At 71.2% G+C, this 19232-nt stretch carries 20 protein-coding genes; 8 read left to right on the top strand and 12 right to left on the bottom strand.

Features of this window, described 5'->3' with window-relative positions; genetic code table 11:
• Positions 1-221 precede the first annotated feature (221 nt).
• Positions 222-692 carry a nitroreductase family deazaflavin-dependent oxidoreductase gene (locus ACFQ79_RS22585; RefSeq protein ID WP_383586208.1) on the bottom strand — a complete coding sequence of 157 codons (471 nt, stop codon included), beginning with the start codon at positions 690-692 and terminating at the stop codon, positions 222-224.
• The gene (locus ACFQ79_RS22580; RefSeq protein ID WP_383586206.1) at positions 693-1895 is read right to left on the bottom strand and encodes an acyl-CoA dehydrogenase family protein; all 1203 of its coding nucleotides are present in this window, start codon (positions 1893-1895) and stop codon (positions 693-695) included. It abuts the gene before it with no gap.
• 105 nt (positions 1896-2000) lie between these two features.
• Between ACFQ79_RS22580 and ACFQ79_RS22575 the strand changes: the two genes are divergently transcribed.
• From ACFQ79_RS22575 to ACFQ79_RS22565, 3 genes are all read left to right on the top strand, one after another.
• Positions 2001-3266 carry an acetyl-CoA acetyltransferase gene (locus tag ACFQ79_RS22575; RefSeq protein ID WP_383586204.1) on the top strand — a complete coding sequence of 422 codons (1266 nt, stop codon included), beginning with the start codon at positions 2001-2003 and terminating at the stop codon, positions 3264-3266.
• 109 nt (positions 3267-3375) lie between these two features.
• On the top strand, positions 3376-4704 hold the full coding sequence (locus ACFQ79_RS22570; RefSeq protein WP_383586202.1) for an FAD-dependent monooxygenase: 1329 nt from the start codon (positions 3376-3378) through the stop codon (positions 4702-4704).
• On the top strand, positions 4701-5354 hold the full coding sequence (locus ACFQ79_RS22565) for a pyridoxal 5'-phosphate synthase (RefSeq protein ID WP_383586200.1): 654 nt from the start codon (positions 4701-4703) through the stop codon (positions 5352-5354). Before ACFQ79_RS22570 ends, ACFQ79_RS22565 begins: the two co-directional genes overlap by 4 nt.
• A gap of 3 nt (positions 5355-5357) precedes the next feature.
• Here ACFQ79_RS22565 and ACFQ79_RS22560 read toward each other — a convergent pair whose 3' ends face one another.
• The 4 genes from ACFQ79_RS22560 to ACFQ79_RS22545 form a co-directional block, all read right to left on the bottom strand.
• Positions 5358-7241, bottom strand: a complete 1884-nt coding sequence (locus ACFQ79_RS22560) for an AMP-dependent synthetase/ligase (protein ID WP_383586198.1) — start codon at positions 7239-7241, stop codon at positions 5358-5360.
• A 165-nt stretch (positions 7242-7406) separates the two neighbouring features.
• Entirely contained in the window at positions 7407-8051 is a 645-nt protein-coding gene (locus ACFQ79_RS22555; RefSeq protein WP_383586196.1) for a TetR/AcrR family transcriptional regulator, read from the bottom strand.
• Positions 8052-8157: 106 nt separating this feature from the next.
• Entirely contained in the window at positions 8158-9498 is a 1341-nt protein-coding gene (locus tag ACFQ79_RS22550; protein WP_383586194.1) for a dicarboxylate/amino acid:cation symporter, read from the bottom strand.
• A 374-nt stretch (positions 9499-9872) separates the two neighbouring features.
• The gene (locus ACFQ79_RS22545) at positions 9873-10133 is read right to left on the bottom strand and encodes a DUF4229 domain-containing protein (protein WP_073916323.1); all 261 of its coding nucleotides are present in this window, start codon (positions 10131-10133) and stop codon (positions 9873-9875) included.
• Between the two features lie 166 nt (positions 10134-10299).
• On the opposite strand from ACFQ79_RS22545, the gene ACFQ79_RS22540 reads away from it, so the two are divergent.
• Together ACFQ79_RS22540 and ACFQ79_RS22535 are read left to right on the top strand one after the other, a co-directional pair.
• Complete coding sequence (locus tag ACFQ79_RS22540; RefSeq protein WP_383586192.1) at positions 10300-10833, top strand: GNAT family N-acetyltransferase; 534 nt, start codon at positions 10300-10302, stop codon at positions 10831-10833.
• Positions 10834-10933: 100 nt separating this feature from the next.
• Positions 10934-11815, top strand: a complete 882-nt coding sequence (locus ACFQ79_RS22535) for a GyrI-like domain-containing protein (RefSeq protein ID WP_383586190.1) — start codon at positions 10934-10936, stop codon at positions 11813-11815.
• Between the two features lie 115 nt (positions 11816-11930).
• On the opposite strand, the gene mqnE is transcribed toward ACFQ79_RS22535, so the two are convergent.
• Together mqnE and ACFQ79_RS22525 are read right to left on the bottom strand one after the other, a co-directional pair.
• Positions 11931-13109, bottom strand: coding sequence for an aminofutalosine synthase MqnE (gene mqnE, locus ACFQ79_RS22530; protein WP_055600340.1), 1179 nt, complete (start codon positions 13107-13109; stop codon positions 11931-11933).
• A gap of 50 nt (positions 13110-13159) precedes the next feature.
• Entirely contained in the window at positions 13160-13615 is a 456-nt protein-coding gene (locus ACFQ79_RS22525) for an Lrp/AsnC family transcriptional regulator (RefSeq protein WP_030324379.1), read from the bottom strand.
• Positions 13616-13728: 113 nt separating this feature from the next.
• Between ACFQ79_RS22525 and ACFQ79_RS22520 the strand changes: the two genes are divergently transcribed.
• The gene (locus ACFQ79_RS22520; protein ID WP_167346897.1) at positions 13729-13866 is read left to right on the top strand and encodes a hypothetical protein; all 138 of its coding nucleotides are present in this window, start codon (positions 13729-13731) and stop codon (positions 13864-13866) included.
• On the opposite strand, the gene ACFQ79_RS22515 is transcribed toward ACFQ79_RS22520, so the two are convergent.
• From ACFQ79_RS22515 to ACFQ79_RS22505, 3 genes are all read right to left on the bottom strand, one after another.
• The gene (locus tag ACFQ79_RS22515; RefSeq protein ID WP_383586220.1) at positions 13863-14534 is read right to left on the bottom strand and encodes a UbiX family flavin prenyltransferase; all 672 of its coding nucleotides are present in this window, start codon (positions 14532-14534) and stop codon (positions 13863-13865) included. The two genes, ACFQ79_RS22520 and ACFQ79_RS22515, sit on opposite strands and share 4 nt — an antisense overlap.
• A 90-nt stretch (positions 14535-14624) precedes the next feature.
• The gene (gene mqnP / locus ACFQ79_RS22510; RefSeq protein WP_383586188.1) at positions 14625-15527 is read right to left on the bottom strand and encodes a menaquinone biosynthesis prenyltransferase MqnP; all 903 of its coding nucleotides are present in this window, start codon (positions 15525-15527) and stop codon (positions 14625-14627) included.
• Entirely contained in the window at positions 15524-16981 is a 1458-nt protein-coding gene (locus ACFQ79_RS22505; protein ID WP_383586186.1) for a menaquinone biosynthesis decarboxylase, read from the bottom strand. The genes mqnP and ACFQ79_RS22505 overlap by 4 nt, the downstream gene beginning before the upstream one ends.
• 89 nt (positions 16982-17070) lie before the next feature.
• On the opposite strand from ACFQ79_RS22505, the gene ACFQ79_RS22500 reads away from it, so the two are divergent.
• Together ACFQ79_RS22500 and ACFQ79_RS22495 are read left to right on the top strand one after the other, a co-directional pair.
• Complete coding sequence (locus ACFQ79_RS22500) at positions 17071-17463, top strand: PLD nuclease N-terminal domain-containing protein (protein WP_383586184.1); 393 nt, start codon at positions 17071-17073, stop codon at positions 17461-17463.
• Complete coding sequence (locus ACFQ79_RS22495) at positions 17463-18347, top strand: LysR family transcriptional regulator (protein ID WP_383586182.1); 885 nt, start codon at positions 17463-17465, stop codon at positions 18345-18347. Before ACFQ79_RS22500 ends, ACFQ79_RS22495 begins: the two co-directional genes overlap by 1 nt.
• Here the strand turns inward: ACFQ79_RS22495 and ACFQ79_RS22490 are convergent.
• Entirely contained in the window at positions 18250-19179 is a 930-nt protein-coding gene (locus tag ACFQ79_RS22490; RefSeq protein ID WP_383586180.1) for a DMT family transporter, read from the bottom strand. The genes ACFQ79_RS22495 and ACFQ79_RS22490 overlap by 98 nt on opposite strands.
• Positions 19180-19232 lie beyond the last annotated feature (53 nt).

Here is a 19232-nt window from a genome sequence, read left to right as displayed (position 1 = left end):
CCCCGCCCCTGTCGCCGCCGCCGCGGGCGCCCCCCCCCCCCCCCCCGCCGTCGGCGTCGCCGTGTCCGGGCGGGCTCGGCACCGCCGCCGCACGTGCCGGGGGCCCGCCAGATGCGGGCAGCAGGCCGCGGGCAACGGGCCACCGTCAGCAGGCAGCGGGCAGCGGGCAGCAGGCCGCGGGCAGCGGGCAGCAGGCCGCGGGCAGCGCCGACCGTGCCGCCTCATCGCCTGGTCAGCCGGAAGAGTCTGATCTCGCGCTCGATCCGCGCCTGGTACGTGGCGTACGGCGGCCAGAACACGAGCGCCGCACGCCACGCCTCCGCACGCTCCTCCCCCGCGAGCAGCCGCGCCCGTACGGGGACGTCCTCGCCCTTCCAGTTCACCTCGACGTCCGGATGGGCGAGCAGGTTCGCCGTCCACGCCGGATGCCCGGGGCGGCCGAAGTTGGATCCGACGAGCAGCCAGCCGCCGTCCGGCTCCGGCATGCAGGCGAGCGGGGTGACCCGGGGCAGCCCGCTCCTCGCGCCCCGGGCGGTGAGCACGACGCCGGGCAGCATCTGGGCGCTGAGCAGCACCTTTCCCCTGGTCAGCCGGTGCACGGCCTTGTCCATGGCGGGCACGACGTGCGGGCCGATCCGGGCGAAGGTCCTGGTCGAGGACATCTTCTGCATCAGTGTGCGTCCGACGGGCATCTACGCCGCCACCTCTCCGAAGAGTCCGGTCCGTTCCGCCGCGCGGGCGCGCAGCCGCCGCACGGGCCCGAAGAGCAGTTCGTCGGAGGCCGCCCGCTTGAAGAAGAGGTGCGCCTCGTGCTCCCAGGTGAAGCCGATGCCGCCGTGCAGCTGGATGGACTCGCCCGCGGTCGCGTGGAGCGCCTCCAGGGCGTGGGCGAGGGCGAGCGGCCCGCTGTCGGGTCCGGGTCCCGGTTCCCTGGCCGCGCAGGAGGTGAGGGAGCCGGCGGCCTCGACCTGGACGTACAGGTCGGCGAGGCGGTGTTTGACGGCCTGGAAGGAGCCGACGGGCCGGCCGAACTGTTCGCGCGCGCCGACGTGGGCGACGGTCCGGTCGAGGGCCTCCCGGGCCGCGCCGACGGCCTCGGCGGCCAGCATGACGGCGGCGTCGCGGCCGGTGACCGCGAGCGCGCCGAGGACGTCGGCAGGTTCCTCGCCGAGGAGTTCGGCCTCGGTGTCCCTGAACTGCACGGTGGCCTGGGTGCGGGTGGAGTCCAGGGTGGTCTGCCGGGCGCGGACCAGCCCGTCGGCCTCCGAGGCCCCTGCCCGGACGAGGAAGAGCAGGGTGCGGCTGCGGGCGAAGCCTCCGGCGTGGGCGGCGACGAGCAGCAGTCCGGCGCTGTGTCCGTCGAGGACCTGGGCGGCCTCGCCGTACAGCCGCCAGCCTCCGTCGACGGCGCGGGCCTGGACGCCGCCCGCGCGGCCGCCGCCGGACCAGTCCTCGGCGGTGTTGTCGCCGGTGAGGCCGAGGGCGAGCGCGAGCGAGCCGCCGGGGACGGCGAGGGCGCAGGTCAGGCTGCCGTCGGCGAGCCTGGGGAGGAGTGCGGCGCGCTGCGCGGGGGTGCCGAGGGCGGCGAGGAGCGGCGCGGCGAGGACGGTGGTCGCGAGGAGCGGGGAGGGGGCGAGGGCCCGGCCGGTCTCCTCGCAGGCGAGGGCGAGTTCGGCGGGCCCGCAGCCGACTCCGCCGTACTCCTCGGGGAGGGCGAGCCCGGCGACGCCGAGGGTGCCGGACATCCGGGCCCAGAGGTCGGGGTCGTATCCCTGGGGGGTGGCGGCGGCCGCGCGGTTCTCCTGCGGTCCGGCCCGTTCGGCGAGCAGGTCGCGCAGGGTGCGGCGGATCTCCTGCTGCTCCTCGGTGAGCGGGACGGCGAGCGAGGCGTCCATGAGGCTCCCTCCGTTTCTGACGGTGCGTCATGCTAGGCCCGCGCCCGGCCGGTTGCCAGAGTCACGCCGGTTCCGTTCAGATGAATCTGATGTACCGTCAGATTCATGCCGACCACCGTGCCGACCACCGTGCCGACCACCGTGCCGACCCTCGCGCAGCCCGACGCGCCCGCCGCCGCGCCGACCACCGCCGGCGCCACCGCACGCACCACCGCCCGCGGCCCCCGCCCCCGTCGCGTCGCCGTCGCGGGCGTCGCCCTCGCCGACTGCGGCCGGGTCGACGAGGCCACCCCCTACGCCCTGCACGCCCAGGCCGCCCGGCGCGCGCTGGCGGACAGCGGACTGGACCGCTCGCTGATCGACGGCCTCGCCTCGGCGGGCCTCGGCACCCTCGCCCCGGTCGAGGTCGCCGAGTACCTCGGGCTCCGGCCCCGCTGGGTGGACTCGACCGCCGTCGGCGGCGCGACCTGGGAGGTCATGGCCGGGCACGCCGCCGACGCGATCGCCGCGGGCCACGCGAACGCGGTCCTCCTCGTGTACGGCTCCACCGCGCGCGCCGACATCCGCGCCCGGCGGCGCACCGCGAACCTGTCGTTCGGCGCCCGCGGCCCGCTCCAGTTCGAGGTGCCGTACGGGCACACCCTGATCGCCAAGTACGCGATGGCCGCCCGCCGCCACATGCACGAGTACGGGACGACCCTGGAGCAGCTCGCCGAGGTGGCCGTACAGGCGCGGGCGAACGCGGCCCTCAACCCGGAGGCGATGTTCCGCGACCCGATCACCGTGGACGACGTCCTGGCCGGGCCGATGATCGCGGACCCGTTCACCAAGCTGCACTGCTGTCTGCGCTCCGACGGCGGCTGCGCGGTGCTGCTGGTCGCCGAGGAGTACGTCCAGGACTGCCGCAAGGCTCCGGTCTGGGTGCTCGGCACGGGCGAGCACGTCTCCCACACCACGATGTCGGAGTGGGAGGACTTCACGGTCTCCCCGGCGGCGGTCAGCGGCCGGCTCGCCTTCGAGCGGGCGGGCGTGACCCCGGCGGACGTGGACCTCGCCGAGGTCTACGACGCCTTCACCTACATGACCCTGGTGACCCTGGAGGACCTGGGCTTCTGCGCGAAGGGCGAGGGAGGGGCGTTCGTCCAGGAGAAGGACCGGCTTCCGGTGAACACGGACGGCGGCGGGCTCTCGGCCTGCCATCCGGGGATGCGGGGGCTCTTCCTGCTGGTGGAGGCCGTACGGCAGTTGCGCGGGGAGGCGCCCGGGCTCCAGGTGCGGCGGCCGGACGGAAGCCTGCCGGAGGTGGCGGTGGCGTCGGGCACGGGGGGCTGGTTCTGCTCGTCGGGGACGGTGGTCCTGGGCCGCTCGTGACCCGCGCCCAGGAATCTATACAAGCGTCATAGACAAGCGTGTAGGACATCCGTATAGTCATGTCCGCGGGCAGGGGAACGGCCCGCAGCCACCGACAAGGAGTCCTGCCGTGAACAGCACCGCGAACAGCACCCCGCACGCCGCCCCGAACACCTCCGCGCACCCTTCCGCGCACACCTCCGCGAAGACCGTCCTCATCTCCGGCGCCTCGGTCGCCGGCCCCGCCCTCGCCCTCTGGCTGCACCGCTACGGCTTCACCCCCACCGTCGTCGAGCGCGCCCCCGAACTCCGCACCGGCGGCTACAAGGTGGACATCCGCGGCACCGCGATCGAGGTCTGCCGCCGGATGGGGATCCTCGACGAGATCCGCGCCAACTCCACCGACATGCGCGGCGGTTCCTACGTCGACGACCGCGGCCGCACCATCGGCGAGCTGTCCGCCGACATCTTCGGCGGACGCGTCGAGGGGGACGACGAGATCATGCGAGGCGAACTGGCCCGCATCCTCCACGAGCGGACCCGCGACGACGTCGAGTACCTCTTCGACGACTCGATCGCCACCCTCGACGAGGACGCCGACGGCGTCACCGTCACCTTCGAGAGCGGCACCGTCCGCCGCTTCGACCTGGTCGTCGGCGCCGACGGACTGCACTCCCACACCCGACGCCTGGTCTTCGGCGAGGAGAAGCGCTTCAAGCGCCACCTCGGCGCGTACGTCTCCATCTTCACCGCCCCCAACCACCTGGGCCTCGACCGCTGGGAGACCTACCACGCGCTGCCCGGGAAGCTGGTCTGCGTCTACAGCTCGGCCGGCGAGACCGACGCCAAGAACCTCTTCATCTTCTCCTCGCCCGAGGAACTCCCGTACCACCACCGGGACATCACCGCCCAGCGCCGCCACCTCACCGAGTCCTTCGCCGGCGACGGCTGGGAGATCCCCCGCCTCCTCGGCCACGCCGCCGACGCCGACGACCTCTACTTCGACTCCATCTCCCTGATCGAGATGGACCGCTGGTCGAAGGGACGCGTCGTCCTCATCGGCGACGCCGCCCACTGCTCCTCCCCCGCCTCCGGCCAGGGCACCGGACTCGCCCTCACCGGCGCGTACGTCCTGGCGGGCGAACTGGCCCGGGCCGGCGGCGACCACCGCGTCGCCTTCGCACGCTACGAGGCGCACCTGCGGCCCGGCGTGGAGCGGAACCAGAGGATGGCCGAGGGCTTCGTCAAGGAGATGACCGTCGGCTCCCGGTGGAAGATCGCGCTGCGCATGTTCATGGTGCGCACGCTGCCGAAGACCCCGTGGAAGAACCTCATCGCCAAGAAGATCCGCGACGAGATCCAGGCGGCGGCGAACGCCGTCCCGCTGGTGGACTACCGGACGCCGCTCACGGGCAGCACCCCCGGCGCCCCCGCCCCGCGCTCTACCGTGGCCTCATGACCGACTTCCACCACGCCCTGCGCTCCCTGAAGGTCTGGGACACCGAGCTGCCCGCCTTCGACCCGGCGGGCACCCCGCCCGAGCCGCTCCCCCTCTTCCACGACTGGTTCACGGCGGCGGTCGCGGCCGGCCAGACCGAGCCGCACACCCTCTCCCTGGCCACCGTGGACGGGGACGGCAGGCCCGACGTCCGCACCGTGATGCTGCACGACGCCGACGCGCGCGGCTGGCACTTCGCCTCCCACGCCACCAGCGCCAAGGGCCGCCAGCTCGCCGCCCGCCCCGAGGCCGCGCTCGGCTTCTACTGGCCGGTCCAGGGCCGCCAGGTCCGGATCCGGGGCCACGTCACCACCGGGACGCCGGAAGAGGCGTACGAGGACCTCCACGCCCGCTCCACCGGCGCCCTCGCCTCGGCCCTGGTCGGCCGGCAGAGCGAGCTCCTCGACACCCCGGAGACCCTCGCGGAGGCGAGCGCCGAGGCCTGGCGCCGGGCCGAGGCGGAACCGGACGCCCCCGCCCCCACCTGGACGCTCTACCTCGTCGAGCCGGCCGAGGTCGAGTTCTTCCAGGGCGACGCACGACGCCGCCACCTCCGCCTCCGCTACCGCCGCACGGACCGGGGCTGGACCCGCGAACTCCTCTGGCCGTGACCGCTATTCGGCCGCCCCGGAGTCGTACATCTCCTCGATCTCCCGGGCGAAGTCCCGCAGCACCGCCCGCCGCTTGAGCTTGAGGGACGGCGTCAGATGGCCCGAGCCCTCCGAGAACTCGGCGTTCAGGACCCGGAAGTCACGGATCGACTCCGCCCGCGAGACGAGCCGGTTGGCATCGTCCACCGCACGCCCCAGGGCGGCGAGCAGCTCCTCGTCCCGGGTCAGCTCCCAGAGCGCCAGGTGGTCCTTGTGCCGCATCCGCCGCCAGTGCGTCAGGCCCTCGTGGTCGAGGGTGATCAGGGCCGTGACGTACGGGCGGTTGTCGCCGACGACCACGCACTGGGCGACCAGCGGATGGGCGCGCAGCCAGTCCTCCAGCGGGGCCGGGGCCACGTTCTTCCCCGCCGAGGTGATGAGGATGTCCTTCTTCCGGCCGGTGATCCGCAGATAGCCGTCCGCGTCGAGGGACCCCAGGTCCCCGGTGGGGAACCAGCCGTCGTCGGTGTACGGCACGGCCGCCCCGCGCTGGGCGTCCCAGTACCCGGCGAAGACATGACCGCCCTTGAGCCAGACCTCCCCGTCGCCGGCGATCCGGACCGACGTGCCGGGCAGCGGCCAGCCGACCGTGCCGGTACGGGGCCGCCGGGGCGGGGTCACCGTCGACGCGGCCGTGGTCTCCGTCAGGCCGTACCCCTCGAAGACCTCCACGCCCGCCCCGGAGAAGAACTCGGCCAGCCGCGCGCCGAGCGGGGAGCCGCCGGAGATCACGTACTTCACCCGGCCGCCGAGCGCGGCCCGGATGCGCCGGTAGACGAGCGGGTCGTAGAGCGCCCGCGCGGCCCGCAGCGAGAGCGAGGGGGCGGCCTCCTGGCCGTACCGGCGGGCGATCCGGGCGGCGCGGTCGAAGGAGGCGGCCTTGCCGCCGCGTTCGGCGGTGGCGCGGGCGGTGTTGAAGACCTTCTCCAGGACGTACGGGATGGCGAGGAGGAACGTGGGGCGGAACCCCGCGAGATCGTCGAGGAGCTCCTGGCCCTCCACCGAGGGGGCGTGCCCGACACGGACCCGGGCCCGCATGCAGCCGATGGCCACCATCCGCCCGAAGACATGGGAGAGCGGCAGGAAGAGCAGGGTGGCGGCCGGGTCCTTGTGCTCGGAGACGAAGACCGGGTGGAGGAGCCGGACGGCGTTGTCCACCTCGGCGAAGAAGTTGGCGTGGGTGAGGGCGCAGCCCTTGGGACGGCCGGTGGTGCCCGAGGTGTAGATGAGGGTGGCGAGGGTCTCCGGGGTGAGGAGTCCGCGCCGGGCGGTGACGGCCTCGTCGGCGACCCGGGCGCCCGCCGTACGGAGCTGGTCGACGGCACCGGTGTCCAGGACCCAGAGATGGGCGAGGCCGGGCAGCTGCCGCCGCTCGGCGGAGACGAGCCGGGCCTGGGCCGGGTCCTCGACGACACAGGCGGCGGCGCCGGAGTCCTGGAGGATCCAGCGCGTCTGGAACGCGGAGGAGGTCGGATAGACGGGGACGGTGACGAGCCCGGCGGCCCAGGCGGCGAAGTCGAGCAGGGTCCACTCGTAGGTGGTCCGCGCCATGAGGGCGAGCCGGTCCCCCGGCCGCAGGCCGTGCGCGATGAGTCCCTTGGCGACGGAGTGGACCTGGGCGGCGAACGCGGAGGCGGTCACATCGGTCCACCCCCCGTCCGGCCCCTTGCGGGAGAAGAGCACCGCCCCGGGGTCCTGACGGGCGTTGTCGTACGGCAGGTCGGCGAGCGAGCCGCGGCGGATCGCGGGGACGAGCGCGGGCACGGAGACCTCGCGGACGACCCCGTCCACCAGGGTCTTGTGCGGTTCGACCGGTTCGCTCTCGGACAGTGCGGTGACGACGGACACGTGCGGCTCCTCGGTCTGCGCGATGAACTGAGGTCGTGCGTCGGTGAACTGAGGTCGTGCGTCGGTCAACTGTCACCGCGCGACGGTGAACCACCGCCGCACGCCGGTACGTTGCATACCCTGCAACTACCTTGACCAGCCGGTAACCTTACTGCGAGGTAAGCGTCAACGGGGAGACCAGCGCTCGCTTTTCATGAGGTTCCCCAGACCGGACCACGCGAAGTTCATCAGCGTCGCGGCCGCCTCCTTCGCCGTCACCCCCGGAGTCTCGTTGGCCCAGCTCGCCAGCGACTCGGCGGACCCGACGAGCGCCTGCGCGAGCGCATCGACGTCCCGCCCGCCGATCCCCGCAGCGCCCGGCGCCTCCCGCGCCGCCTCACCGATCAGCCCCGCGACGAACGCCGTGATCTCCTCCCGCATCCGCGCCGCCTCCCCGGCGAACGGCTCCCCGTGCGTCCTCGCCTGCCGGCTGAGCACCGTCCAGGAGTCCGGATGGTCGGCGGCGAAGGTGAAGAAGGCCATCAGCCCCGCCCACAACCGCTCGTCGGGCGGCGCGGTCCGGTCGACGACCGCCTCGGCCACGACCCCGAGCAGGGCCTGCGCCTCCCGCCGGATCACCGCGGTGAAGAGCTCCTCCTTGGAGTTCAGATACAGGTAGACGAGCGGCTTCGACACCCCGGCCGACTCGGCGATCTCGTCCATGGAAGCCGCCTGGTACCCGTTCCGCGCGAAGCACCGCACGGCCGCGTCCACCATCTGCCGCTCCCGCACGGCCCGCGGCAACCGCCGCGCCTTAGCACCACCGGCCATGGCGGCCCACCCCTGCTCCCAAGATCCACTGGCTGCCCCGCCGAAAGCCTACGTGCCCCCTGCCCGACGGGGGCAGGGGGCACGGAAGGTGTGTGTGCGGCGAGGGTCAGGCCGCGACCGCGACCTTCTCCTGGCTCTCGCGGGTCTCGACCAGGTCGTCGATGGGCGACGCCGAGGCGTTCCCGTACGCCGTGAGGTCCAGGATCTTCTCGCGGGCGGAGACGATCACCGGGACGAGCGCCTGGCCCGCCACGTTCGTGGCCGTCCTGATCATGTCCAGGATCGGGTCGATCGCCATGAGGAGGCCGACGCCCTCCAGGGGGAGGCCCAGGGTGGAGAGGGTGAGGGTCAGCATGACCGTCGCGCCCGTCAGGCCGGCGGTGGCCGCCGAGCCGATGACCGAGACGAAGGCGATCAGCAGGTAGTCACCGATGCCGAGCTGCACGTCGAAGATCTGCGCGATGAAGATCGCGGCGAGCGCCGGGTAGATCGCGGCGCAGCCGTCCATCTTGGTCGTCGCGCCGAAGGGGACGGCGAAGGAGGCGTACTCCTTCGGGACGCCGAGGCGCTCGGTGACCTTCTGGGTGACCGGCATCGTGCCGACCGAGGAGCGGGAGACGAAGGCCAGCTGGATGGCCGGCCAGGCGCCCTTGTAGAACTGGATCGGGTTGACCTTGGCGACCGTCGCGAGCAGCAGCGGGTAGACGCCGAACATGACCAGGGCGCAGCCGATGTAGACGTCGGCGGTGAAGGTCGCGTACTTGCCGATCAGGTCCCAGCCGTAGTCGGCGATGGCGAAGCCGATGAGGCCGACGGTGCCGAGCGGGGCGAGGCGGATGACCCACCAGAGGGCCTTCTGGAGCAGCTCGAGGATCGACTCGGAGAGCGTGAGGATCGGCTTGGCACGGTCGCCGAGCTTGAGGGCGGCGATGCCGGCGACTGCGGCCATGAAGACGATCTGAAGGACGTTCAGCTCGGTGAAGGGCGTGATGACGTCCGTCGGGATGATGCCGGTCAGGAAGTCGATCCAGGAGCCTTCGCGCTTCGGCAGCTTGCCGTCCTGCGGGGTGAGGCCGGTGCCGGCGCCCGGGTTGGTGATCAGGCCGATGGCGAGGCCGATGGCGACCGCGACCAGCGAGGTGATCATGAACCAGAGCAGGGTGCGGGTGGCGAGCCTGGCGGCGTTGTTCACCTTCCGCAGGTTGGTGATCGAGACCAGGATCGCGAAGAAGACGAGCGGGGCGACGGCCAGCTTCAGGAGCTGGACGAAGATGTCGCCGACCTGGCCGAGGGTCTCCTTCAGCCAGGAGACGTCCTGGCTGCGGGCGATCCAGCCGAGCAGGGCGCCGAGGACCAGACCGGCGATGATCTGGGCCCAGAAGGGGATCTTCGGTATGCGCGAGGAAGCGGGGGACTGCTTCTCGGGTGTGGTCGCGGACGCGGACACAGACACACTCCACAGGTGCGTATCGGGCAATACGGGACGGGGGTGCGGCACACACGCGCTTTCACGCGGGCCGCTGCATGATGCCGGGTCAGACCCCGCGGCAACAGACCGCGGACATACAGCGGCACAGATCGACGTGCAGGCGCGCCACGAGCGGGGTGCTCGCGGCATGAGAGGGGCGCACAGCTGTCGTCATGTCGAACACGTTAACACTTGAACTTTGAGAACCTCAAAGCCCTTCTTTGGGGTACGAGAACCCCCCTTTCGCCTCCGAAACGCAGAACGCCCCAGGCGGGAGCCTTGGAAGCTCCCGCCCGGGGCGGATGATCTGTGAGCAAGCTTACGCAGCCTTTACAGGCGGCGCGTGGGGTGGACTAGTCCTCCTGGGACCGGTTCGCCGCCAGACGGCCCTTCGCGCGGTCGACCTTCGCCACGACCTCGGCACTCGCCTCGTCACGCACCTTGCGCAGCAGGACGAAGCTCAGGGGGGCGGAGATGACGATGGCGAGGACGAGGACCCAGAGCAGGTTCGAGTCGCCGAGGCCGCGCGGCAGCACCTCGATGTAGACGAGACCCCACAGGGCGAGGAAGCATCCGGCGAAGATGCCGAGACGCATCAGCGTGTAGCGGAGCATGTCAGCCCACTCTTCCGTTCCGACGTTCCGAAAAGTTCCCAAGATCCCATACGGGACAAGAGCCCCTCCAGTGAAGCACGACCCCGGGGACGCTCCGGGGCCGGGCCTCTCGACCACCCCCGGGATCCCTCTTGAGCACCTCGCGGGTAATAGCTAAGCTCACCCCATGACCCTTACGTTCGAGGTGGATCCGGCGATCGACCCCGCCCTGCGCGACGGCGTGCTCTCCCTCTGGGCCGACGTCTCCAACGCCGGCGGCGCGGTCGGCTTCGTCCCGCCCGTCACTCCCGACGAGATCCGCCCCTCGCTGCTCAAGCACCTCGTCGCGATGAGCGAGGGCGGTACGCGACTGCTCGTCGGCCGCGACGAGAACGGCGCGGTCGCCGCCACCGCGTTCTTCACCTTCAACACCCATCCCCTGATGAAGCACTGGGTGTGGCTCTACACGGTGATGGTCGACCCCCGGCACCAGGGCAGGGGATACGGCCGCGACCTCATGGCGGCGGTCGAGCACACCGCCCGTACCGCCGAGGGCTTCGAGGACATCGAGGCGGTCCGGCTGACCTGCCGGGGCGGCACCGGCGTCGACGGCTTCTACGCCAAGTGCGGCTACAAGGAGGTCGGCCGCGTCCCGGACGCGATCCGGGTCGCCCCGGGGGACGACCGCGACGACATCATCATGCTGCTGCCGCTCACCTGACAGGACCGCACAGGACCCGACCGGACCGGACACAGGATGTCGGGTCCGGGCTCCTGGCCCCTTCCTACGGTGAGGACAAGGAAAGGGAAGGACGGACCACGTGCTGGAGCGGCTCAACCAGGCACTCGACCACATCGAGGAGCACCTCGTCACCGAGCTCCACGGCGACCTCGACCCGGCCGAACTCGCCCGGATCACGACGACCTCGGAGCACCACTTCCGGCGGATGTTCTCGGCGCTCGCCGGCATGCCCCTGTCGGAGTACGTACGGCGCCGGCGGCTCACCGTCGCGGGCGCCGAGGTGCTCGCCGGGGAGCGGACGCTCCTGGAGATCGCGGTGCGCCACGGTTACGGCTCCGGGGAGGCCTTCGCCCGCGCGTTCCGCGCGGTACACGGGGTCGGCCCCGGCGAGGCCCGCCGCAGGGGGGCCGCGTTGAACGCCCAGCCGCGGATGTCCTTCCGACTCGTCGTCGAAGGGAACAGCAGCATGAAGTACCGCACCGTGGCCAAGGACGCCTTCCGGATCGTCGGCAGCAGGGCCCGGGTCCCCCTCGTGCACGAGGGGGAGAACCCGGCGATCGCCGCCCAGATCCGGGGCCTCGGCCAGGAGACCCTCGACCGGCTCGCGGGACTGTCGACCGGGGTGCCCGCCGGGCTCGTCTCGGCCGTCGTCCACCTCACCTGCGACCGGGAGGAGGGCGCCGAGCTCGACCACTGGTACGGCGTGACGGGCGCGCCGGACGCCGCCCCGGAGGGCTTCGAGACCCTCGACCTGCCGGCCGGGACCTGGGCGGTCTTCGAGAACGAGGGCCCCTACCCGCAAGCGCTCCAGTACCTGTGGCGGGACGTCTTCACCCTGTGGTTCCCGTCCAATCCGTACGAGAGCCGCCCCGGCCCTGAGATCCTGTCGGTCCGGCCCTCGGCGGACTGGACGACGGCCGCGGCGGAGCTGTGGATCCCGGTGGAGCACACGGCGGGATGAGAGAAGGGCCGGTGGGTGATCCCACCGGCCCTTTCTCCGCCCGTCCTCAGAACCGCATCGCGTGCGGACTCAGAACCGCATCTCCCGGGTCCTCAGAACCGCATCTCCCGCGTCCTCAGAACCGCATCGCCTGCGGCGTCTCGCGCCGCTCCGCGTCCGGCCCCGGGTACTCGCGGATGATCTCGTAGCGGGTGTTCCGCTCGACCGGGCGGAAGCCGGCGTCGCGGATCAGCTCGAGGAGGTCCTCGCGGCCCAGCTTGTTCGGCGTGCCGTAGTTGTCGGCGTCGTGCGTGATCTTGTACTCGACGACCGAGCCGTCCATGTCGTCGGCGCCGTGCTGGAGCGCGAGCTGCGCCGTCTGGACGCCGTGCATGACCCAGAAGACCTTGACGTGCGGCACGTTGTCGAAGAGGAGCCTGGAGACCGCGAAGGTCTTCAGGGCCTCGGCGCCGGTCGCCATGGTGGTGCGCGCCTGGAGCTTGTTGCGGACCTTGCCGTCCTGCATGTCGACGAAGTCGTGCTGGTAGCGCAGCGGGATGAAGACCTGGAAGCCGCCGGTCTCGTCCTGGAGCTCACGCAGCCGCAGCACGTGGTCCACGCGGTGACGGGGCTCCTCGATGTGCCCGTACAGCATGGTGCTGGGGGTCTTGAGCCCCTTCTCGTGCGCGAGGCGGTGGATCCGGGACCAGTCCTCCCAGTGGGTGCGGTGGTCCACGATGTGCTGCCGGACCTCCCAGTCGAAGATCTCGGCGCCACCGCCGGTCAGGGACTCCAGACCGGCCTCGATGAGCTCGTCGAGGATGTCGGAGGCGGACATGCCCGAGATCGTCTCGAAGTGGTGGATCTCGGTGGCGGTGAAGGCCTTGAGCGAGACGTTCGGCAGGGCCTTCTTGAGCTCGGAGAGCGAGCGCGGGTAGTACCGCCAGGGCAGGTTGGGGTGCAGCCCGTTGACGATGTGCAGCTCGGTGAGGTTCTCGTTCTCCATCGCCTTCGCGAGGCGCACGGCCTCCTCGATGCGCATGGTGTACGCGTCCTTCTCGCCCGGCTTGCGCTGGAACGAGCAGTAGGCGCAGGAGGCGGTGCAGACGTTGGTCATGTTCAGATGCCGGTTGACATTGAAATGGACCACGTCGCCGTTCTTGCGGGTCCGGACCTCGTGGGCCAGACCGCCGAGCCAGGCGAGGTCGTCGGACTCGTACAGGGCGATGCCGTCCTCGCGGCTCAGCCGCTCACCGTCCCGGACCTTCTGCTCAAGTTCGCGCTTGAGGCCCACATCTTTGATAGATGCAGTCATGTACGGCCGCCTCCCAGGTCTGACAAGTTCCAAGCTCCCCAACCGTACTCTCAGCCCTCTTCGGGCAGCTCTCCGACCCGGTTCTCCCACTTCGTGGAGAGCACGATCGTCGTGCGGGTGCGGGAGACGCCCTTGGTGCCGCTGAGGCGGCGGATCGTCTTCTCCAGGCCGTCGACGTCGCTGACGCGGACCTTGAGCATGAACGAGTCGTCGCCGGCGATGAACCAGCAGTCCTCGATCTCGGCGAGGTCCTTGAGCCGGCGGGCCACGTCCTCGTGGTCCGCGGCGTCGGAGAGGGAGATGCCGATGAGGGCGGTGACGCCGAGGCCGAGCGAGGCGGCGTCGACGGTGGCGCGGTAGCCGGTGATGACTCCGGCCGCCTCAAGGCGGTTGATGCGGTCGGTGACAGAGGGGCCGGAGAGCCCGACGAGCCGGCCGAGCTCGGCGTACGAGGCACGACCGTTCTCGCGCAGAGCCTGGATGAGCTGCCTGTCCACGGCGTCCATAGGTATGAAGCCTTCCATTGTCCAGCGATACCGCGAGTTTAGGTATAGAATCTAAGGTACACAGGGGAGACGCCCTGTGAATCTTTCAGCTGATCAAAGACGATCTTTCAGGAGTGGTGTTCACCGTGTACACGATCGAGATGGCCTACGCACGCATGCGCGAGCTGCAGGACCTGGCCAACCGCTCGCGTGCCCACCAGCCGACCGCCGCGTCGAAGCGTGCCGACAAGAAGCACGCCAAGAAGCGCTAATCCGACCGGGGGGTCGCTCCACCGAGCTCTCCCTCCCACCGGCGGTACAGCCGATGCGGCACCCCTGCCGCGTCGAGCACCCGCCCGGCGACGAAGTCCACCAGATCCTGGATGTGCGTCGCCCCCGCGTAGAACGCCGGAGAGGCGGGCAGCACCACGGCTCCCGCCTCGTCCAGCGCCACCATGTGCTTCAGCGTCTGTCCGTTCAGCGGGGTCTCCCGCACGGCGACGACCAGCGGCCGCCGCTCCTTCAGGGTGACGCTCGCGGTCCGCTGGAGCAGGTCCTTCGAAAGCCCCAGTGCCACTCCCGCCACCGCGGCGGTCGAGGCCGGCACGACCAGCATCCCCTTCGCCGGGTACGACCCCGAGGACGGCCCCGCGGCCAGGTCACCGGCCGCCCAGTACCGCACGTCGTCGAGGGCGTCCGACACGTCGAAGGTGTCCGGCTTCCCGTCCGCGCCCCGCGCCAGCCAGACCGCCAGGTCCTCGCGCCAGTGCGCGTCACGGAAGGAGATGCCCGTCTCGTCGAGCAGCGTGAGCCGCGAGGCCCGCGACACGACGAGGTCGACGCTCTCCCCGGCGGCGAGGAGGCCCCGCAGTACGGCGGCGGCGTACGGCGTACCCGACGCCCCGGAAACCCCCACCACCCAGGGCCGACGACTCTTCATCTCCTGCGACTCCACGACAGAGAGCCTATCCGGCCGGGAAAAGCCAGGCCCGGGCGCGGCTCACCGCTCCGCCCCCGGGCGGGGAGGGGACTACGGGGTGAGCCCGCGGACCAGCAGGTCGAGCAGGGCGCACACGAACAGCGCCATGCCGATGAACCCGTTCACCGTGAAGAACGCCCGGTTCAGACGCGACAGGTCGTGCGGCTTCACGATCGAGTGCTCGTAGCAGAAGGCGGCCGCCACGATCACGAGGCCGACCCAGAAGAAGAGACCGGCGTCGGTCGCGAGGGCGTACCAGACGAGCAGGCCCGTGGTGACGACCGCGGAGGCGCGGGCGCCCCACAGCGCGGCCGGGATCCCGAAGCGGGCCGGTACGGACATGACGCCGCCGGCCCGGTCCGCCTGCACGTCCTGGCAGGCGAAGATCAGGTCGAAGCCGCCGATCCAGACGCCCACCGCGAGGCCCAGGACGACCGCGTCCCAGGACCACTCGCCGGTCACCGCGAGCCAGGCGCCGATGGGCCCGATCGCCTGGGCGAGGCCCAGGATGGCGTGCGGGAAGTTGGTGAACCGCTTGCCGTAGGGATAGACGACCATCGGGATGACGGCGAGCGGCGCGAGGGCCAGACAGAGCGGGTTGAGCAGGGCCGCGGCGCCGAGGAAGACGACGACGGCGATCCCGGCCCCGGTCCACGCCGACCGCACGGACACCGCACCGGTCACCAGCTCGCGGTTGGCGGTGCGCGGATTGCGGGCGTCGATCTCGCGGTCGATGATCCGGTTGCAGGCCATGGCGAAGGTCCGCAGCCCCACCATGCAGACGGTGACGAGGAACAGCGTCCACCAGTGGATGTTCTTGTCGACCTGGTACATCGCGGTGAGCGCGGCGGTGTACGCGAAGGGCAGCGCGAACACCGAGTGCTCGATCATCACGAGGCGCAGGAACGCCTTCGTACGCCCCGGCTGGGCGCCGGGCACGGCGGCCGTGGTCACAGCCCGTACTCCTTCCAGCGGCGGTCCACGAGGGCGGCCGTCGCCGGGTCCGACTCGACCATGTCCGGCCAGCCGCCGTCGCGGGTGTAGCCCTCCTCGGGCAGCTTCTTCGTGGCGTCGATGCCCGCCTTGCCGCCCCAGAACTGCTGGTAGGAGGCGTGGTCGAGGTGGTCGACCGGCCCCTCGACGACCGTGAGGTCACGGGCGTAGTCGGTGTTGCCCAGCGCCCGCCAGGACACCTCGTGCAGGTCGTGGACGTCGCAGTCCTTGTCCACCACGATGATCAGCTTGGTCAGCGACATCATGTGCGCGCCCCAGATGGCGTGCATGACCTTCTGCGCGTGCTTCGGGTACTTCTTGTCGATGGAGACGATCGCGCAGTTGTGGAAGCCGCCCGACTCCGGCAGGTGGTAGTCGACGATGTCCGGCACGATGATCTTGAGGAGCGGCAGGAAGAAGCGCTCCGTCGCGCGGCCGAGCGGACCGTCCTCGGTCGGCGGCCGGCCGACGACGATCGACTGGAGCAGCGGGCGCTTGCGCATCGTGATGCAGTCGATCTTCAGCGCGGGGAAGGGCTCCTGCGGCGTGTAGAAACCGGTGTGGTCGCCGAAGGGCCCCTCCGGCAGCATCTCGCCCGGCTCCAGCCAGCCCTCGACGACGACCTCGGCCTGCGCGGGCACCTGGAGGGGGACGGTCTTGCAGTCGACCATCTCGATCCGCTTGCCCTGCACGAAGCCGGCGAAGAGGTACTCGTCGATGTCGCCGGGCAGCGGCGCCGTGGAGGCGTACGTGACGGCCGGCGGGCAGCCGAAGGCGATCGCGACCGGCAGCCGCTCGCCCTTCGCGGCGGCGACGGCGTAGTGGTTGCGGCTGTCCTTGTGGATCTGCCAGTGCATGCCGATGGTGCGCTTGTCGTGCCGCTGGAGCCGGTAGAGCCCGAGGTTCCGGATCCCCGTCTCCGGGTGCTTCGTGTGCGTGAGACCCAGGTTGAAGAAGGAGCCGCCGTCCTTCGGCCAGGTGAAGAGCGCGGGAAGGAGGTCGAGATCGACGTCGTCCCCGGTGAGGACGACCTCCTGCACGGGCGCGGCGTCCGACTTCACCTTCTTCGGCGGCACGTGGACCATCGACCCGAGCTTGCCGAAGGCCTCGCGGACACCGACGAAACCGTGCGGAAGCTCGGGCTTGAGCAGCCCGCCGATCTTCTCGCTGATCTCGCCGTAGGACTTCAGGCCGAGGGCCTTGAGGAGTCGGCGGTCGGTCCCGAAGACGTTCATCGCGAGCGGCATCGAGGAGCCCTTGACGTTCTCGAAGAGAAGCGCCGGACCCCCTGCCTTGTTCACCCGGTCGACGATCTCCCCGACCTCCAGGTACGGGTCGACTTCGGCCTTGATGCGCTTGAGGTCGCCTTCGCGCTCGAGGGCCCTGAGCAGCGAGCGGAGATCGTCGTAAGCCATAGGGGCCAGTATCCGCCACGGGCTACGCTGGGCCTGTCACCGGGGCGGTCGAAACGAGCCCCTTCTCTGCTTCCAGGGAGCTGTCCCACATGCTCAGGGCGCTGCTGTTCATCCTCCCGCTGGCGCTGATGATCTATGCCTTCATCGACTGCCTGAACACCCCGGAGGAAGAGGTCAAGCACCTTCCGAAGCCGGTCTGGGCCATCGTCGTCCTGCTGTTCTCCGTGGTCGGCGCGATCGGCTGGATCGTCGCGGGCAAGGACCGGCGGCCGCGGACCCGGGGCGGTGCGGGCGGCTGGGTCGCTCCCGACGACAATCCCGAGTTCCTGAAGTCCCTCAAGGACGAGGGGAAGAGCGGGCGGCCGGACGAGGAGAAGACCGGGCCGGCGGACGAAGAGGACCTCAGGGCCCGGGAGGCGGACCTCCGCCGCCGCGAGGAGGAACTGAGGCGGCGCGAGCGCGGCGAGGACACCGAGAGCTGATGGAGCTCCGGCTCCTGGCCACCTTCGAGAAGGTCGCCGCCGTCCTCTCCTTCACCCGGGCCGCCGCCGAACTCGGCTACGCGCAGTCCAGCGTCACCGGTCAGATCCGGTCCCTGGAGTCCTCGCTCGGCGTGGAGCTCTTCGAGCGGCTCGGCAGCCGCATCCGGTTGACCGAGGCCGGGGAGCGGCTCCTGCCGTACGCCCTCCGCATGGGCGAGCTGGCCGAGGAGGCCCGTACCGCCGTCGCCGTCGCGGCCGAACCGGCCGGGACGATCGCCATCGGCACCATGGAGTCCCTCACCTCCTACCGGCTGCCGCCGCTCCTGGAGTACTTCCACCACCGCTACCCGGGTGTCCGCCTCACCCTGCGGCCCACCCTCGGCGACGAGACCCGGCAGGCGCTGCGGCAGGGGACGTACGACGTCGGCTTCCTGATGGAGCCCGGCACCGAGCACGAGGGCCTGGAGTCGGAGGTCCTCGCGCCCGAGCCCCTGGTCCTGGTGGCGGGTCCCGGCCATCCCCTGGTGGGGCGTACGGGGCTGACCGCCGCGGATCTGGCCGGGGCGCAGCTGGTGGGCACCGAGCCGGGCTGCCCGTACCGCGACCTCTTCGAGGCGGAGCTGCGGGAGTGGGCGCCGCCGTTCATGGAGTTCGGCACGATCGAGGCGACGAAGCGCGGGGTGGCCGCGGGCCTCGGGGTGGCGCTGCTGCCCCGGGTGGCCGTCGCGGCGGAACTGTCGAGCGGGGCTCTGGTCCCGCTGGCCTGGGAGGCCCCGTTCACCCTCTTCACCCAACTCGCGTGGCGGCGGGGGAAGCGGCTTCCGGGCCATGTCCGTCTGTTCGTGGAGCAGGCGCGGCGACTGGTGTCCGAGCAGCGAGGGTGACCTTGAGGCTGGCGAGGACGATCAGCGGAACGCCGAGGGCCTGGACGAGCCCGATGTGATGCCCGTACGCGGCCCAGTCGGCGCCCATGGCGACGGCGGGGTAGGTGAAGGCCAGCACGGCGATCTTGGCGGTGGGCAGTTTGGTGTACGCGGCGTACATGAGGACGTACATCAGCCCGGTGTGGATGATCCCGAGTCCGACGAGCCAGCCCCAGCCGGCGCCGAGCTCGGACGCGGCGCCGAAGTCGGCGAACGGGAGCAGCAGCGGGAGTCCGACGAGCACCTGCACGAGCGCGACGAGGTGGGGCCGTACGCCGGTGATCCGCTTGGTGATGATCGTCGACAGGGCGTAGAGGACGGCGGCGCCGAGCGCGAGCCCGGGGCCCTTGAGCGAGGCGGTGTCGCCGGGCCGTATCCCGGAGACCAGCACGAGCCCGGCGAACGCGACGGCGAGCCAGCCGAACTTCGCGGCGGTGATCCGCTCCCGGAGCAGCACGGCGCCGAACACCACCAGGAAGAACGGCTGTGTGTGGTAGACGACGGTGGCGAAGGAGATCGAGGTGGCCTCGTACGCCTCGAAGAGCAGCACCCAGTTGAAGACGATGAACACCCCGCCGAGCGCGGCGAGTCCGAGCTTCCTCGGGGTGAAGCCGTGCCCGGTGAGGTAGCCGCGGATCAGGCTGTACGCGCCGAGGGCGGCGGCCCCGAAGAGGCACCGGAAGAACACCACGTCGAAGGGGGACGCCCCCGACTCCACGACGAAGATGCCGAGGGTGCCGGAGAGCACCATGGCGAGGGTGAGTTCGACGGTTCCCCTGGTCTCGTTTCTCATGACGACGACGCTACGAGCGGCCCGGATCCGGGTCCACGAGCCAGTGGGGGGAG

This window comes from Streptomyces sp. NPDC056480, assembly GCF_042795405.1.
GTDB lineage: Bacteria > Actinomycetota > Actinomycetes > Streptomycetales > Streptomycetaceae > Streptomyces.
The sequence above is the reverse complement of the archived record's forward strand: the minus strand, read 5'-3'. Positions and strand labels throughout refer to the sequence as shown.